Raw genomic sequence first — 15,684 nt, forward strand, 5'->3', positions numbered from 1 at the left:
GGCTATTGGTTCTGCAGGTGCCGGATGCGATCCCAGTCGAAGGAGAACCCCCAGCCGGGACGCTCGGGCACCACCGCATCCCCGTCCACGAACTCCAGCTTCTCGGTGTAGAGGGGCGAAAACCACGGCATGTATTCGAGGTAGATCGCGTTCGAGAGCGCGCCGAGCACCTGGATGCTGGTCTCCGGGAAGAGGTGGCTGGAAACCGCCACATCGTGGCTTTCGGCCATGTGGCCGACACGCATGAACTCGCTCACGCCGCCGACGCGCTGCAGATCGGGCATCAGGATGTCGGCCGAGCGCAGCTCCAGCATGCGGCGGAAGCCGTAGCGCGTGTATTCCGTCTCGCCGCTGGCGATCGGCGTATCCAGCGCGGCGGCGACGCGCGCCAGCCCGTCGAGGTCCCAGGCGGGTAGCGGCTCCTCGAACCAGGTGAGGCGGAATTCCTCGATCATGCGGCCGAGGCGGATCGCCTGCGCCTCGGTCTGGCCCTGGTTTGCATCGGCCATCAGCGCGACATGCGGCCCGATGGCGTCGCGCACCGCCCGCACACGGGCGGCATCCTCGGCCGGATCGGGCTTGCCGAGCCGCATCTTCATCGCCCGGAAGCCCTGGTCGAGGAAGCTGCGAGCCTCCGCGACCAGTTCGTCCACTGAGCGCGACAGCCAAAGCCCGCCGCTGTGATAGGCCGGCACGCGGTCCTGCGCGCCGCCGAGCAGGCGGTACAGCGGCAGTCCCGCCGCCTTGCCGAGCGCATCCCACAGCGCGCCGTCGATGGCCGAGATGCCGACCACCGGCACGCCCTTGTGTCCGAGGAAGTTGATGTCCTTCCAGGCGCGCGCCCAGAAGCCGGCGATGTGCCCGGCATCCCGGCCCATGACGACATCGGCCAAGTCGTCCACCATCTGGCGCAGCACCTTGGTGCGCCGGTCGTTCAGGGTGAAGACCAGGTTCTCGCCGGTGATCCCTGCATCGGTGCGCAGCGTCACCAGGATGCACCCGAAGCAGGTGATCTGGCCGAGCGCGCTGCCGATCGGCTGCGGCAGCGTGACGACGACGGGCGTGGTCTCGACAGCGGTAACCTTCATGCGGCGCGCCTCGCCTCGATGCGTGTGGGCGCTGCGCGCCTGTAGCGCGCCAGCACCGCCGGATCCGGGTCGCAGCCGAGCCCCGGCGCGGTCGGCACCTCGACCTTGCCGTCACGCACGCGCACCCAGGGGTCGAAGGGGTTGGCCTCCATCTCCAGCCAAAGCACCTCGATCAGCGGGCGCTCCACCTGCGCGGCGGCGATGTGCACCGTGGCGACGAAGCCCGGCCCGAAATAGGGACAGTGCGGCACCACCTCGACGCCATGTGCGCGGGCCAGGGCGATGACCTGCAGCATCTCGCCGATGCCGCCGAGCTTGGTGACGCTGGGCTGCGCGATGTCGATGGCGCCCGCTTCCATCAGGGCGCGGAAGCCGAACAGGCCGGCGGTGTTCTCACCGGCGGTCAGCGGAATGCCGAAGCGGCGCAGGCTGGCGAGGCCGGCGGAATCCTCCGGCGGCCAGACCGGCTCCTCGAGCCAGGCCAGCCCGTCGCGCGCCAGGCTGGCCGCCATGTCGCGCGCGACCGGCGGTGTCCACGCGCAGTTCACGTCGAGCATGATCGCCGCGTCCGGCGCCGCCGCCTTGGCCGCCAGCACAGCCTCCCGCGTCAGCTCGTGCAGCTTCACGTGCCGATAGCCCTGCGCGCGTGCGTCGGCGGTGTTGCGCGCGACGAGCTCGAGGTCGCCGCCATAGGAGAGCAGGCTGGCATAGGCGTCCAATCCTGCCGGATCCGGTGCGCTGCCGCTGAGCAGGCGCCAGAGCGGCTGGCCGCTGCGCTTGCCGAGCAGGTCCCACAGTGCGATCTCGATGCCGGAAAAGGCATAGACGAACGGCCCGTTGCGCCCGAGCAGATGCACGCCGTGCAAGACTTGGCGGGTGATCGCGTTGATGTCGCGCGCGTCGCGGCCGACCACCAGTGGCGCGACGATGGTGTCGAGCGCCGCCTTCGTGGCCGGGATGGCCGCATGGCCGAAGGCCTCGCCCCAGCCGACCAGCCCCTCCTCGGTTTCCACCCGGACCAGCAGGATCTCCAGCCGGTCCCAGGGCTGCCCGGCGAAGAGCGGATGCGGGCCGCCCATGGAGAATGGCAAGGCGACGACGGAGCTCTCGATGGCCGTGATGCGCATGGATGTCCACTGGTTGGGCCCGCCTTATGGTCCCGGCGAGATGGCGGTAGCCTGGAACTCTGGAAAAATAAGATCAACCCCCATTTCGGCAGAAGGATGTAAGTTGAACTGATGAAGCTAAGCTTCCGACAGCTGGAGGTGATCCGTGCGGTCGCGCTGCATGGTGGGGTCACCGCGGCGGCGGCCGAACTGCGCGTCTCGCAGCCGGCGGTGAGCATGATGCTGCGCGAATGCGCCGCCAGCGCCGGCTTCCCGCTGTTCCTGCGCGCGCAGGGCCGCCTGCAGCCGACGCCGGAGCTGCGCATCCTGCTCGACGAGGTGGACCGCGTCTTCAAGGGCCTTGAACGCATCGACCGCCTGGTTGCCGATATCCGCGACGCCAGTGTCGGCTCGGTCGTGGTGGCGGTGACGCCGACGCTGGCGGACAACCTGCTGCCGCAGGCCGTCGCCGCCTTCCGGCGCGCGCGGCCGCGCATTCAGATCACCGTGCAGACCATGGACAACCTGGCGGCGGTCGAGGCGGTGACGCAGGGTGGCGTGGATTTCGGCCTGGTGCTGACGCCGGTTGCGGAAACCGATGCGAGGCTGGTGCCCCTCTGCGGCGGGGAACTGGTCTGCGTGGCGCCCAGCGGTCATCCGCTGGCCGCGTCGGCCGCGGTGACGCCGCAAGACCTTGCGCCCTATCCCCTGATCTCCTTCAGCCGAAGCCTGCCGCTCGGGCGGCTGGTGGAGCAGACCTTCCGGGAAGCCGGGATGCAGCGGCGCATCGCGCTGGAGGTCAACCAGTCCTCGACGGCACTTGCACTGGTGCGCGCAGGCGCCGGCGTGGCGGTCATCGATCCTTTCCTCCTGCTCGACGACCGCGACCACGGCGTGGCGCGGCTGCGGCTGGAGCCACGCTCGGTGGTAACGGCGCAAGCGCTTGTACCGGGGGAGGGCACGCTGTCACGCCCGGCCCTGATGCTGCTGGCGGCGATCCGTCGGCACGGCGGCGCTATGCCGGGCGTCACCAGCCTGGTGGCGCGGGGGCGAAACCTGCCGCAGGAGATCGAGGACGCCGCCCAGTGAGCAACTGGCGGCCCGCAGCACCGGGCGCCGCCGCCGGAGGGGGTGGCTCGGGGGGGCGGACGGCCTGTTCCGATACGGCCGCGCGGTCCCTGGCATCGCCGCCGACGAAGAAGCAGGCGAAGGCGGCGGTGATTTAGCCGAATACCGCGAAGGCATGGACTTCGAGCAGGATGCAGAGCACCCGCCCTTCTGCGGTGATCGGCCAATATGCCGAGCCCATGCACCCTGCAGCACGATGCGCCTCGCGCTCCGCAAGATCGGCGCGCAAGTCCGCCGGTCGCGGTCCGCCGCGTCACGCTGGCCATGGCGTCCGGCCGTCCCTACCAACCAGACGCCGCACAGCCGACATCACCACCGCCAACGCCGCCCACCGGGCAGCGACGGAGCCGCCCGGCCGCGTCACGACAATCGAGCCGCCGAAAGGCCACCAAAGCCCCATGCAACACCGGCTGCGCCATCGCCGCGCACCCGCACGAGGACGGGGATAGACGCGAAGACAAAGGCCCTGGCCTATCTCGCGGTGCTCGCGGCTCTGGGCATGCACGAGGGCCTGACACCCCCATGTCGCCCTGGCCAGCGCCGGCGCGTCCCGCGGCGAGATCATCAGCGCGGTGCTGGGTCGGGCTGCCGGCTGCGGAGGCTGCAGTGCTGCAGGCGCTCGCGGTCACGATGAAGGCCTACGACGACCGCTACCGGAGAGTGGGGCAATAGGGCAGCATACCGGTGGCGGCCGTTCCGCGGCGGTGCACGTCGTTCGCGTCAGCGCAGGTAGGCCTCAGCGGCGTAGCGGCGCATCATGCGCTGGCTGTGGAAGCGCGAGCCGATCCGGGCGATGGTCTGCTTCATCATCCAGATCCAGCGCACCCGGTCGCCGTGCCACAGCGGCAGCACCGCTTCCTCCAGCTTAGCGTAGAGCTCCCGCGCATGGTCGCCATCCCCCGCCGCCACCTGCTGGCCGATGCCCCAGCCGGTGATGCCCTCCTCGCAGGCCTCCGCCCACCAGCCGTCCAGCACGCTCAGGTTCAGCCCGCCGTTCAGGGCAGCCTTCATCCCGCTGGTGCCGGACGCTTCGAGCGGCGGCAGGGGCGTGTTCAGCCAGATGTCGGCGCCGGCGACCAGCACCTTCGCCAGGGCCATGTCGTAGCCGGGCAGAAAGGCGAGAGGCACGGCACCCCGGAGCATGCGTGCATGCTCGTGGACCGCCCGGATCATCGCCTTGCCGTCTCGGTCGTTCGGATGCGCCTTGCCTGCGACGACGACCTGGAACGGGTGCCGGGCAGCAATCGCTCGCAGCCGTTCCAGGTCGGTGAAGAGCAGGTCCGGCCGCTTGTACCCGGTCATGCGCCGGGCAAAGACGATCGCCGGCAGATCCGGCTGCAGTTGCACGCCGCATCGCTGACGCGCGTCCTCGATCAACCGGGCTTTCGCGTCCGTGCGGGCGTTCCACACCGCCTCGTCGGGAAGCCGGTCGGCGCGCACCAGCGTATCCGGATCATGCGCCCAGTCAGGCGCGATGGTCTGGAACAGGCGCCGGAACGCCGGATGCGCCCAGGTCGGCACATGCACCCCATTGGTGATGGCGCGGATACGATAGCCCGGGAACATCCGCCGCGCGGTTTCCGCATGGCGCGCCGCGACGCCATTCACCCACGCGCTCAGGTTCAGCGCCAGGAGCGTCATGTTCAGCGCTCCGGGCCCGCCGAGCAGGCGAAGCTGGTCCGTCTCGAAGAAGTCCCCGAGCACCTGTTCGACCAGATCGTAGGGGAAACGGTCATGCCCCGCCTCGACCGGCGTATGCGTGGTGAAGACGCACCGCTCGCGCACCTCGTCGAGGTCGTAATGCAGCGGACCTGCAGCGATCTGGTCGAGCGGCAGGCGCCGGCGGCGGAGCAGCGTGAGGGGAAGCAACGCGGCGTGCCCCTCGTTCAGGTGGTAGATCCGGATCTCGAAGCCCAGCGCGCGTAGCATCCGCTCGCCGCCGATGCCGAGGACCGCTTCCTGCTTCAGACGAAGCGTCGCGTCCCCGCCATAGAGGCGATCTGTGATGCCTCGATCCTCGGGATCGTTCTGCTCGAGCTGGGTGTCGAGCAGGATGAGCGGCACGCAGCCGCCATGCGGACAGGCATGCAGATGCAGCCAGGCCCGGATCCACACGGCGCGTCCTTCGAGGCGGACGGCGACCATCGCGTCGAGGCGCGTCGCCCGTGCTGCGGGATCCCACGGATCGGGCTGCTCAACCTGAGTGCCGTCCGGCCCTATCTCCTGGCGAAAATAGCCCTCGCGACTGGCCAGCGTCACGAAGACCACCGGCAGTTCCAGGTCGGCGCAGGAGCGCATCGTGTCGCCAGCCAGCACGCCGAGGCCGCCGGCATAGGTCGGGACCGCCGGGTCGAACGCGATCTCCATCGAGAGATAGGCAATCCGGGTTGCCGGCAGGAAGGCATCGATCGTCGGCGGCATAGACACGCGGCCTCTCGTCGTCGGGCGGTGCGGCGCGCGAGCCGCCAGCCGTCGCATAGGGAAATGAGACTAGCATAGCTGTGCCGTGCCAAGCCGCATCCATTCATCGCGACGGGACAAGGTTGCAGCATGCTGCAGGCGCCGGCGTGCCGATCACCAAGAGTCTCGCCCCTGGCCTTGATCACACCTGCCGCCTGGGCACCCTGGCGGAGCAGCATGGCGCACAGGCAGTGATCATGGGCGATGGCGAGCCGGAGCTCGCGGCGGCAGGGTGGCGATGGTGCCGATCTCGTCCGGCTCCGCGTCCCCGACCTGGGCCGGGAAGCTGGAGAGTTCCGTCTCCAGCCGACCGGGCACTGCCGGTAGGGTCGTCGGGTCGACGCCTCGGGGCCGCGGCAGTGGGGGGGGGCGTCCGCGCCGCGGACTGCCCGCTCGCGGGTCATGCGCTCGAGGACGAGGTCCCGTGCCGCCCGCATGATCGCGGCCTGGGCTTCGGCGGTGAACCCGTCATCTGCCATCCTGGCGACCCGCTCCTCGAACGCGGCGTCGAGGGCCATGGCGGCCCTGCGGGCCACCCTTCGACCAATCTTATGCCGCGACAGGTCAAGCGATTCTCGCGCGCTCGAAGTGCCCGGGCGACGACCGCGCCAGTACTAGGTGTCACCACGACGGTGAAGGTGGGTGGCGTCCGGCGCGTGATCCGCCAGCCCGGGCCGCTGGCTGAAGGTACCGCGTGCGACACCCTTGTGTGACACGCATGTGCGACACCCCGGTCTGAGGCAGGAAAGTGCCGAAAACCTGGGGAAAAACCGTGGAGCTGCCGGCGGTTGGGAACGGAGTGGCTGGGGGATCTGGATTCGGAGCTGATTTGCTCCGGCCCGCCTGAAACCTGCGCCTTACAACGAGCGACGGCGGGAGGTTGGAGTAACGCATTGGAGTAGTCAACGGGCCTTGGGGCAGCGAGGGGCCAGGCACTCCGGCCCCTGGCTGCCGGTCAGGTCTCCTGGTCGCGTCCCGGCTGGTTCTCTACACCCGAGTTGCCCGGACTGTGTCCGGACAACTCGGGTCCAGCCCTTTCGAGCCGGCGATTCACGCCCTGGCGTGCCCGCCTGCGGCGTGCACACCCAGGGCGATCGCGGGCTAATGGCCGTCGTCAAGGACATCGGTTGATCGGCGCCGCCGGGCTCATGGTTCTGTCCGTGGTCGGTTGGCGCCGCCACAGCATGGCCTTGAGTGGATCTGGGTGGGCCAATGTGGTGTTCGCCGTCGGCCGCTTTGGCAGGCTGGCCTTCCCGGGATCGGCCTCAACCCTCGCCCTCGTCCCGGCGGGGACGAACTCCTCCGGCCGACGACGGCCGCGTAGGGATCAGGCGCTGGCGGACGCGGCACCGGTCCAGCGGAACTCGGTGCCGTCGCGCCACATGCGATGGAGGATGACCGAGAGCTTCCGGGCAACGGCCACCTTGGCCTTCTTGAATCCGGATCGCTTCGCGATGCCGAGGCCCCAGGCCAGCAGCGCCGAGGGGCGGCGGATGCGGGTCAGGATGACGTTCGCGGCCTCGTGGAGGTGCGTGCGGACGCCCTTGTCGCCGCACTTCGAGACCCGCCCCGTTCGGTCGATCTCGCCCGATGCGCGGCGCCGCGGCGTCAGACCGAAGTAGGCGCCGACGCTCGCTGAGTGCCGGAACCGCGCGGGCTCGTCGATCGCGGCCCAGACCGAGAGCGCCACCACGCCGCCGACGCCGGGTGCGATCATGAACCGCTTGCACGCCTCGTTGGCGCGGGCCGCACGCATGACCTCGCGGTCGAGGGAGGCTACAGGTCGAAGCTCAACGCGGCGATCTGGGCTTTGCATGCAGCGACGGGTGGCGGGCCGTAAGGTCCGCCAGCACAGCGTCGAGCTGCTGCTCGAGCGGCATCGTCTCTCGCCGGGCGCTCATGGCGTGGAAGAAGGCTTTCTTGGCGAGGTTGCGCCAGTTGACCGGAATCTGCCCCATGATTTCAGCCATATGCGCATAGGCCGCGGCAGGCCAGATCGCCTCATGCGCGCGCCTCTCCGGACCGAAGTCAAAGCCGCTGCGCGGCCTGCGAGCTGCACGGAGCGTCACGGTGGCGAGGTCGTCCACCTCACCGCCGCGCAGCACGACGCCGTAGTCCCGCTCTGCCGCCTCGCCGCCGATCCTCCCCGCCCGGACGTCGCGCAGAACGCGCGCCGGATCGCGCCGAAAGGGGTCGCCGCGGCCGCCGCCGCCCGGCGAGACGATACGGAGCACGTCGCCTGGCGCGAGCTGTACCAGATCCGTGTTGCGCAGATCGCGCTCGCGATCCGTCTCGGGATTGAGATGGAAGGTACTCGGCGCCCCGGGCAGGCCGCCCAGAATTCCCCAGGCGCGGAAGATGGAGCGGTCCCTGTTCCGCGCCGTCACGCGCGCCTCGGGTGCGTCGGTGGTGAACTCGAGCACGGTGGCCAGACCGCCGCGCGTCTCGCCCGCGCCGCCGGTCTCGGGCATCAGGCCGTAGCGGAGGACGCGGATCGGCGCCTCGGCCTCGGTCACCTCGACAGGGCTGTTCTTGAGGTAGGCGGCGTCCGCGCCCGAGCCATCCGTTCCGTCGCGGTGCGGCATTCCGCCGCCGCCGCCGACGATCGGTGCGACGGCCGCAATCGCGCGCCGGCCCGTGCGTGGATCCTCGGCCGCCAGGTTCACGATGGTGGAGGAGCCCGCGGGCGCTGCCGGCATCCGCTCCGGTGCCGCCTGGACGAAGGCGCCGAAGACCACGCTGCGCAGCCGCGCGCAGGTCAGGCTGCGGATGCCGACGGCCGCGGGGAAGCGCGGGTTCACCACGCTGCCCTCGGGCAGGATGCAGGTGAACGGGCGCGTGGTGCCGAAGTTGAGCAGGATGCCGGGGCTCAGCGTGGACAGCACGTAGTAGACGCCGACCAGGATCAGCGTGTGCCGCGGGTGGCCGCCCGTGGGCACGTTCATGGCCGAGAGCGTCTGCGGATCGGTGCCGGTGAAGTCCAGCTCCGCAGAATCCCCGCGGATGCGCAGCGCCAGGTGCAGGCGCAGCGGGTCGCCGTTCGCGCCGTCCTCGTCGCAGTAGTCGTCGAAGACGTATTCGCCGTCCGGCAGCGATGCGATCACCGCCCGCGCCTGCGCCTCGGCATAGTCCAGCAGATCCGCCAGGCCGTCGGTGAAGGTCCTGGCGCCGAAGCGCGAGACGAGATCGAGGATGCGGCGCTCGCCCGTGTTCACCGCGGCGATGAGCGCCTTCAGGTCGCCCCAGTTCTGCTCCGGCACGCGGACGTTGTTGAGCATCAGGCGGCGCAGGCCCTCGTCCAGCACGCCGGCGCTGAAGAGCTTGGACGGCGGCACGCGGATGCCTTCCTGGTGCACCTCCGTGAGCGTGCGCGAGACGCTGGCGGGCACCGCGCCGCCGACATCGGTATTGTGGATGTGGCCCGCGGCATAGGCGATCAGCTCGCCCGCGTGGAAGACGGGCTTCCACAAATGCAGGTCCGGCGTGTGCGTGGCGAGGTTGCCCGCATAGGGGTCGTTCGTCATCGCGATGTCGCCGGGCTGGTAGCCGCCGGGCACCAACGCGATCGCGGCCTCATAGTCCACGCCGGGATACCAGGTGGCGCCGAGATCGAGCGGCACCGCGCAGGTCTTCCCCCGCACGTCGAGGATCTGGATCGTGAAATCCTCCGTCTCCTTCACGAAGGTGGAATGCGCGGTGCGGTAGAGCGTCGTCGCCATGCTCTCCGCTGCCGCGCGGCAGTGGTTGCGGAGCACCTGCAGGGTGATCGGGTCGGTGCGCATCAGATGGCCTCCAGCACCAGGTTGCCGAGCCCGTCGGCCTGAGCCCGCCAGCCCGGCGGGACGAGAAGCGTGGTATCGGCCTGGGTGACGATGGCGGGCCCGGCGAGCCGCGCGCCGGGCATCAATGCCTCCCGCCGATGCAGCGCCGCGTCGAGCCAGGCGCCGCCGGCCCGCAGCTTCACGCGGCCCGCCGGCGTGGCCTCGGCGCGCTGCTCGGGCATCCGCGGCATGGGCACGGGTGGGGCGCGCCGCCGCGCGGCGGCGCGCACGCTCAGCACCTCCACCGCAGCTTCGTGTTCGGCATGCCCGAAGGCGGCTTCGTGCGCGGCGTGGAACAGCGCGGCAAGTCGCGCCGGATCCTCGGCCTGCGCGGTCTCCGCCGCCACCTCGATTGGAAGCTCATGCGACTGGCCGCGGTAGCGCAGCTCGGCGCCGAGCTCGATCTCGCCCTCGGCGCCGCCATCCATCGCGGCAAGCGCGCCGGCGGCCTCCGCCGCGACGCCGCGGAAGGCGGTGACGATCGCCGGCCAGGCCGCGGCGTCCAGCGGCAGCAGCACGGTGCGCACCGCGTCGCGCCGAAGGTCGGCCGCCAGCGCGCCGAGGGCGCAGAGCGTGCCCGGCACGGCGGGCACCAGGATCCTGCGGATCCCGGCCGCCTCCGCGAGCATGGCGCCCAGCATCGGCCCCGCGCCGCCGAAGGGCATCAGCGTCAGCTCGCTCGCATGCGCCCCGGCACGCGCCAGCAGCTTCTCGATCTCGACCAGCATGCCGCTCACCGCGACCCGCAGGACGCCTTCGGCGAGGACCGGCACCTCCATCCCCAGCCGCGCCGCCAGCGGCGCGGCGGCCGCCTCGGCCAGCGCCGGCTCCGGCGAGATGGCGCCGTAGCCGAGTTGCCCGTGCCCCAGCACGCCGCAGAGCAGCGCCGCGTCCGTCACGGTGAACTCCTTGCCGCCGCGCCCGAAGCAGGCGGGCCCGGGGTCCGACCCGGCACTGGAGGGCCCCACCTGCAGCACGCCCTGCGCGTCGATCCAGGCGACGGAGCCACCGCCACGCCCAACAGAGTTCACGGCAACCGTCGGCACCGCCAGCGGGAACTCGCCGATCTCCTGCCCGGTGCCGAAGGAGGGCGCCCCATCCCGCAGCAGCGCGATGTCCGCGCTGGTGCCGCCGACATCGAGCGTCAGAACCTCCCGCGCGCCCGCCGCGCGCGCGACGACCGCCGCCCCCACCACGCCGGAGGCGGTCCCGGAGAGCAGCATGCCGACGCAGTCGCGCCGCCCCTGGCCGGCCGTCATCGTGCCGCCCGCCGAGGTCGTCAGCAGGAGCGGCGCGGGCACGCCGGCCGCCGCGATCCGCCCCTCCACCTGCTCGAGGTAGCCGGCGACGCGCGGGTGGACATAGGCGTTCATCACGGCGGTGGTGGTGCGCTCGTATTCGCGGATCGCCGGCCAGACCTCGCTGCCGCGGAAGATGAAGAGGTCCGGCGCAATCTCGGCGAGCATCGCGGCGACCGCCTCCTCATGCGCCGGGTTCCGCCATGCGTGGAGGAAGGAGACGACGATTCCATCAACCCCGGCCGCCCGCGCCCCTGCGACTGCCGCCTCGATCGAGGGCCGGTCGGGCGCGCGCAGCGTGCGGCCGGCGGCGTCCATCCGCTCCAGGATGGGGAAGACGCGCTCGCGCGGCACCAGAGGTTCGGCGCGCGTGCAGAACAGGCCGTAGGTCTCCGGCATTCGGAGCCGTGCGAGCTCGAGCATGTCGGTGAAGCCTGCGGTCGTGAACAGCGCGAGCACGGCGCCGCGCCGCTGCAGCAGCGTGTTCACACCGACCGTCGTGCCATGGACGAAGCGTACGACCGAGGCGAGATCCACGCCCTGCGCGGCGAGCCGCGCGAGCCCGTCCGCCACGTCGCGGCCAGGTTCGGCCGGTGTCGTCAGCACCTTGAGCGTGGCGAGCGTCCCGCTCGCCTCATCGAGGGCGGCGAAGTCCGCGAAGGTTCCGCCGATGTCCACGCCAATGCGCCACCCCATGCTGTTCCATCCGTCCCTGGTGACATGTGCCGGGAAGAGTTGCCGAAGCGCGCCCGCAGGTCCAACTCCGACACGAGGGAAGCCCATAACCAACGGCTATGGCCTGGCCTCGCCGCGGCATTGGCCAGGGCGAGGCTTCGCCCCCAGGATAGACCGGGTGAGCGGGAGGGCGCAGTGGCCGCGCAGGGGGAGCTTCGGACGGATGTGCTGGTGATCGGCGGTGGGCTGGTCGGCGCCTCCGCCGCGTTCTTCCTGCGGCGGGACCACGGCGTTCCCGTCGTGCTGGTCGAGCGCGGCCTGGTGGGATCGCAGGCGAGCGGCGTGAACTTCGGCAATGTGCGTCGCCACGGCCGCCATCCCACGCAGCTGGCGCTCGCCGAGCGCTCCCGCGCGATCTGGGGCGAGCTGCCGAAGCTGATCGGCGCGGACTGCGAATATGCGGTGACCGGCCATGTGCGCCTTGCCTCCAGCGACGACGACATGCAGGTGCTGGCGGACTGGGCCGAGGCGGCGCGTCCGCATGGGGTCGTGCCCGAGCTGATCGGCCGCAACACGCTCCGCAGCCGCTTCCCGTGGCTCGGCAGGCAGTTCGTCGGGGCCTCCGTGCTGCCCGGCGACGGGCAGGCCAATCCGCGCCTGGCCGCGCCGGCCTTCGGCAGGGCGGCACGCGGCGCCGGGGCCATCGTGGTGGAACAGACGCGCGTCCTCCACCTTGCGCCCGATGGGTCGGGCCTGGTGGCGGAGCTGTCCGACGGGCGCCGCGTGAGGGCACGCAAAGTCATCAACGCCGCCGGCGCCTGGGGACCGGAGTTCGCCGGCGCGGCCGGGGAGGCAGTGCCGCTGACGCCGCGCGGGCCGCAGCTCGGGGTGACGGAGCCGCTGCCATATCGCCTGCGCGAGGCCTTCGGCACCGTGAGCGCCGGTCTCTACTTCCGCCAGGTGTTGCGCGGGAACATCGTCTTCGGCGGCGGCACCCGGCAGCCGGTGACGCTGGAACCACCGCGGGCGCGCTGCGCGCCGGAGCAGTTCCTCGCCATGCTCGAGCGCTTGGTGCGTATCATCCCCGACCTGGCGGGTGCCCAGGCCATCCGCAGCTGGAGCGGCGTGGAGGGCTACACGCCGGACATGCAACCCGTGCTCGGACCTTCGCGGACCATGCCGGGCCTCGTCCACGCCTTCGGCTTCAGCGGCCATGGCTTCCAGATGGCGCCCGGTGTCGGCGCCACCGTCGCGGAACTGGCGGCGCGCGGCGAGACGGCCGTCCCGACCGCCCCCTTCGCGCCTGGACGCTTTGCGTCCGCGTGACGGCCGCGCCCGACGGCGGTACGCTCCGCCGCCGTGAACGCGCGCGAGATCGAGATCTTCCGGACAGTGATGCGGTGCCGTACGCTGAGTGCCGCGGCGGAGGTGCTGCACGTGTCGCAACCCGCCCTCTCCAAGGCCGTGCGCCATTGCGAGGACCGCCTCGGCTATCCGCTCTTCCTCCGTCGTGCCGGCCGCCTGGTGCCCACCGCGCAGGCGGAGGAGCTGTTGCCCGAGGTCGAGCGCCTGTTCCGCGAGATGCAGGGTCTGAAGGCGCTGGCACGGGAGCTGGGCGGCGGTGGGGGAGGGGTACTGCGCATCGGGGCCACCTCTTCGCTCGCAGTCTCGGCGGTGCCGAAGGCGATCGCGGCTCTCCGGCGGGAGCACCCGGCTGCGCGTATCGTGTTCCATCTGCTGCCGGTTTCGGAACTTGCGGAGGCGCTGGTGGCCCGCCGCATCGACCTCGGTGTGGCGCTGTCCCCCATCGGGCTGCCGGGACTCGAAACCTCGGAGATCGGCACCACGAGCTGCGTGGTCCTGATCCGGACGCAGCATCCCCTGGCACGCCGCAAGCAGCTCGGCCCGAAGCATCTCGCGGGGGAGCCGGAGATCGGGTTCGGAAGCTGGCTCGATTTCGGCCGCAGCCTGGATGCCGCCTTCGAGCAGGCGGGGATCGAGCGCCGCGTCGCGATCGAGGTCGGCACCACCTTGAGCGCCATGGCTCTGGTGCGCGAGGGCGCGGGTGTGGCGGTGGTGGACGGGCTGTCTGCGCGCGACCTGCCGCCGGGTGTCGTCGCGCGCCCCTTCGTCCCGGCGCTGCGTCGGCGCATCCTGCTGGTGCGCGCGGTCGGGCTCGGCACCTCCAAGCTGGCCAGCAGCTTCATCGCCGCCTTGCGTGCCGCGCTTCCGGGCAGCTGAACGACTGGCAACTGGCCTTGCGCCGATACGGGAATCGCTCCGGCTGTTGCGCTGCGGCGGAAATGCTACAGTCGGCGCCTACCGGCATCGCCGGTGACAGCAAGCCAGAAATCCAAGAAGGCGGACCCCATTCGATGCGCAACTCCTTCCTTCCGATCCTGCCGCGCCGGCGGATGCTGCTTGCCGCCACGGGTCTTCTTGCCGCTCCTCCGGCGATCCCGTCGGCTGCGGCGCAGGCGAACTGGCCGACCCGCCCGGTGCGCCTCGTAGTGCCCTTCGCGGCCGGCGGCGCCACGGACATCAGCAGCCGCATCGTCGCGCAGAAGCTCTCCGAGGTTCTCGGCCAGCCGATGGTCATCGAGAACCGCCCAGGCGCAGGAGGGACCGTCGGCGTGGACACCGTCGCGAAGGCGGCGCCGGACGGCTACACCTTCGCCTTCAGCGGCCTTTCGACCACCGCGCTGGCGATGGGCCTCTACAGGAACATGCCCTACGATCCGGTGAAGGACCTGGTCCCGGTCGCCCCCACCGTGCTGGTGCCGATCGGCATCGCGGTGCGTAAGGAACTCGGCGTCTCCACCCTGCAGGAGTTCATCGCGCACCTGAAGGCCAACCCCGGCAAGCTCAGCTATGGCAGCGCCGGCAATGGTTCGTCCGGCCACATCTCCTGCGTCGGGTTCCTGCAGCAGACCGGCACGCAGGCCGTGCACGTGCCCTATCGTGGCAGCGGGCCGGTGTTCAACGACCTCCTGGCCGGCGTGATCGACTTCACCGCCGATGCACCGGGCCTGATCAAGCCGCATGTGGACAGCGGTGCGTTGGTCGCGCTGGTCATGGCCACCCCGGAGCGATCGTCGCTCCTTCCGGATGTGCCGACCAGCGCCGAGGCAGGCCTGCCCGGCTACAGAGCGTATTCCTGGTTCGGCCTGTTCGCACCGGCCGGGACACCGCAGGGGATCGTGGACAGGTTGGCTGCGGCGACAGAGACGGTGCTGACCGACCCTTCCGTCGCGCAGAAGCTGAGCGGCGATTTGGGCTTGCCGCCCATGACCGGCTACACGCCAGCGCGGTTCTCCGTCTTCCTGCGGGAGGAGATCGAGTATTGGGTGCCGCTGGTTCGTGCGAGTGGCGCCCGCGCCGACTGAACAAGGGTGCCGACAACGTGCCGGCGCGCTTCTATCGTGGTCCGGCCGAGGAGCCGACGCCGCGGGCGCTGTGCCGGCATGCTCCGGCGGGGTTGGACAGCGCATTGTTCCGGCTGCTGCCGGACGACGGCTATGCCGGACCGAGGCTGACCGAACTGCCGGCTGCGCATCATCCGGCTCGGAGGCCTGGGTCCGCCAAAGCGGCCAGGCCTGCGATGTACGTGGCGGCGCGAAAGTCGGCCAATGGAGCGGCGCCATGGCGGCGCTGCGGGCGTAGTGAAATCCGGCCATTGATAGGAGTGCCTTCCGGTCGGGAGGAGGCTCCGGAGGATGTATGCCGTGGAGGTTTACGCGACGGTTCGGTAGCTTGTGTTCGCGGAGGGGTTGAGTCGGCGAGAGGTGGCGCGGCGGCTGGGTCTCAGCCGTGACACGGTGGCGAAGATGTGCCGGTTCTCCGAGCCGCCGGGCTATGTGCGGACGAAGCCGGTGGAGCGGCCGAAGCTGGGTACGCTGACCGGGGTGGTCGATGCGATGCTGGTGGCGGACGGAGTGCGCCGGCGAAGCAGCGGCACACGGCGAAGCGGATCTGGCAGCGGCTGCGGGACGAGCACGGCTTCGCTGGCGGCTAGACCCGAGTAGCCCAGGCTGGAATCGGCTTGTGATTGGATGCGGCGCGGCAGGGTGTGATTCGTAGGCGTCCAGCTTTGGCTGGAGGCGGAGAT

At 70.9% G+C, this 15,684-nt stretch carries 10 protein-coding genes and 1 pseudogene; 5 read left to right on the top strand and 6 right to left on the bottom strand.

Annotated features, from left to right (window positions below; all coding sequences use genetic code 11):
• Positions 1–2 precede the first annotated feature (2 nt).
• Complete coding sequence (locus tag ACESM1_RS10340) at positions 3–1,088, bottom strand: mandelate racemase/muconate lactonizing enzyme family protein (RefSeq protein WP_372619792.1); 1,086 nt, start codon at positions 1,086–1,088, stop codon at positions 3–5.
• Positions 1,085–2,215 carry a mandelate racemase/muconate lactonizing enzyme family protein gene (locus ACESM1_RS10345; RefSeq protein ID WP_372619793.1) on the bottom strand — a complete coding sequence of 377 codons (1,131 nt, stop codon included), beginning with the start codon at positions 2,213–2,215 and terminating at the stop codon, positions 1,085–1,087. The genes ACESM1_RS10340 and ACESM1_RS10345 overlap by 4 nt, the downstream gene beginning before the upstream one ends.
• Before the next feature lie 111 nt (positions 2,216–2,326).
• On the opposite strand from ACESM1_RS10345, the gene ACESM1_RS10350 reads away from it, so the two are divergent.
• Complete coding sequence (locus ACESM1_RS10350; RefSeq protein ID WP_372619794.1) at positions 2,327–3,283, top strand: LysR substrate-binding domain-containing protein; 957 nt, start codon at positions 2,327–2,329, stop codon at positions 3,281–3,283.
• A gap of 759 nt (positions 3,284–4,042) precedes the next feature.
• Here the strand turns inward: ACESM1_RS10350 and glgP are convergent.
• The 4 genes from glgP to ACESM1_RS10370 form a co-directional block, all read right to left on the bottom strand.
• Positions 4,043–5,743, bottom strand: a complete 1,701-nt coding sequence (glgP, locus tag ACESM1_RS10355; protein ID WP_372619817.1) for an alpha-glucan family phosphorylase — start codon at positions 5,741–5,743, stop codon at positions 4,043–4,045.
• 1,366 nt (positions 5,744–7,109) lie between these two features.
• Positions 7,110–7,499: a transposase gene (locus ACESM1_RS10360; RefSeq protein ID WP_372619796.1), complete on the bottom strand. Its 390-nt coding sequence runs from the start codon at positions 7,497–7,499 to the stop codon at positions 7,110–7,112.
• A gap of 73 nt (positions 7,500–7,572) precedes the next feature.
• Positions 7,573–9,564: a hydantoinase B/oxoprolinase family protein gene (locus ACESM1_RS10365; protein ID WP_372619798.1), complete on the bottom strand. Its 1,992-nt coding sequence runs from the start codon at positions 9,562–9,564 to the stop codon at positions 7,573–7,575.
• Positions 9,564–11,597: a hydantoinase/oxoprolinase family protein gene (locus tag ACESM1_RS10370; protein WP_372619800.1), complete on the bottom strand. Its 2,034-nt coding sequence runs from the start codon at positions 11,595–11,597 to the stop codon at positions 9,564–9,566. The genes ACESM1_RS10365 and ACESM1_RS10370 overlap by 1 nt, the downstream gene beginning before the upstream one ends.
• A gap of 174 nt (positions 11,598–11,771) precedes the next feature.
• Here ACESM1_RS10370 and ACESM1_RS10375 point away from each other — a divergent pair, with 174 nt between their 5' ends.
• The 4 genes and pseudogenes from ACESM1_RS10375 to ACESM1_RS10390 all read left to right on the top strand — a co-directional run.
• A complete protein-coding gene (locus ACESM1_RS10375; RefSeq protein ID WP_372619802.1) occupies positions 11,772–12,902 on the top strand; it encodes an NAD(P)/FAD-dependent oxidoreductase in 1,131 nt (376 codons plus the stop codon).
• Between the two features lie 33 nt (positions 12,903–12,935).
• On the top strand, positions 12,936–13,817 hold the full coding sequence (locus ACESM1_RS10380) for a LysR family transcriptional regulator (RefSeq protein WP_372619804.1): 882 nt from the start codon (positions 12,936–12,938) through the stop codon (positions 13,815–13,817).
• A 134-nt stretch (positions 13,818–13,951) separates the two neighbouring features.
• Positions 13,952–14,962, top strand: a complete 1,011-nt coding sequence (locus ACESM1_RS10385) for a Bug family tripartite tricarboxylate transporter substrate binding protein (protein WP_372619806.1) — start codon at positions 13,952–13,954, stop codon at positions 14,960–14,962.
• Positions 14,963–15,331: 369 nt separating this feature from the next.
• Positions 15,332–15,588 (top strand): annotated as a pseudogene (locus ACESM1_RS10390) (IS21 family transposase); the annotation flags it as partial.
• Positions 15,589–15,684 lie beyond the last annotated feature (96 nt).

Source organism: Falsiroseomonas sp. (assembly GCF_041690465.1).
In the GTDB taxonomy this organism is placed as follows: Bacteria; Pseudomonadota; Alphaproteobacteria; order Acetobacterales; family Acetobacteraceae; genus Falsiroseomonas.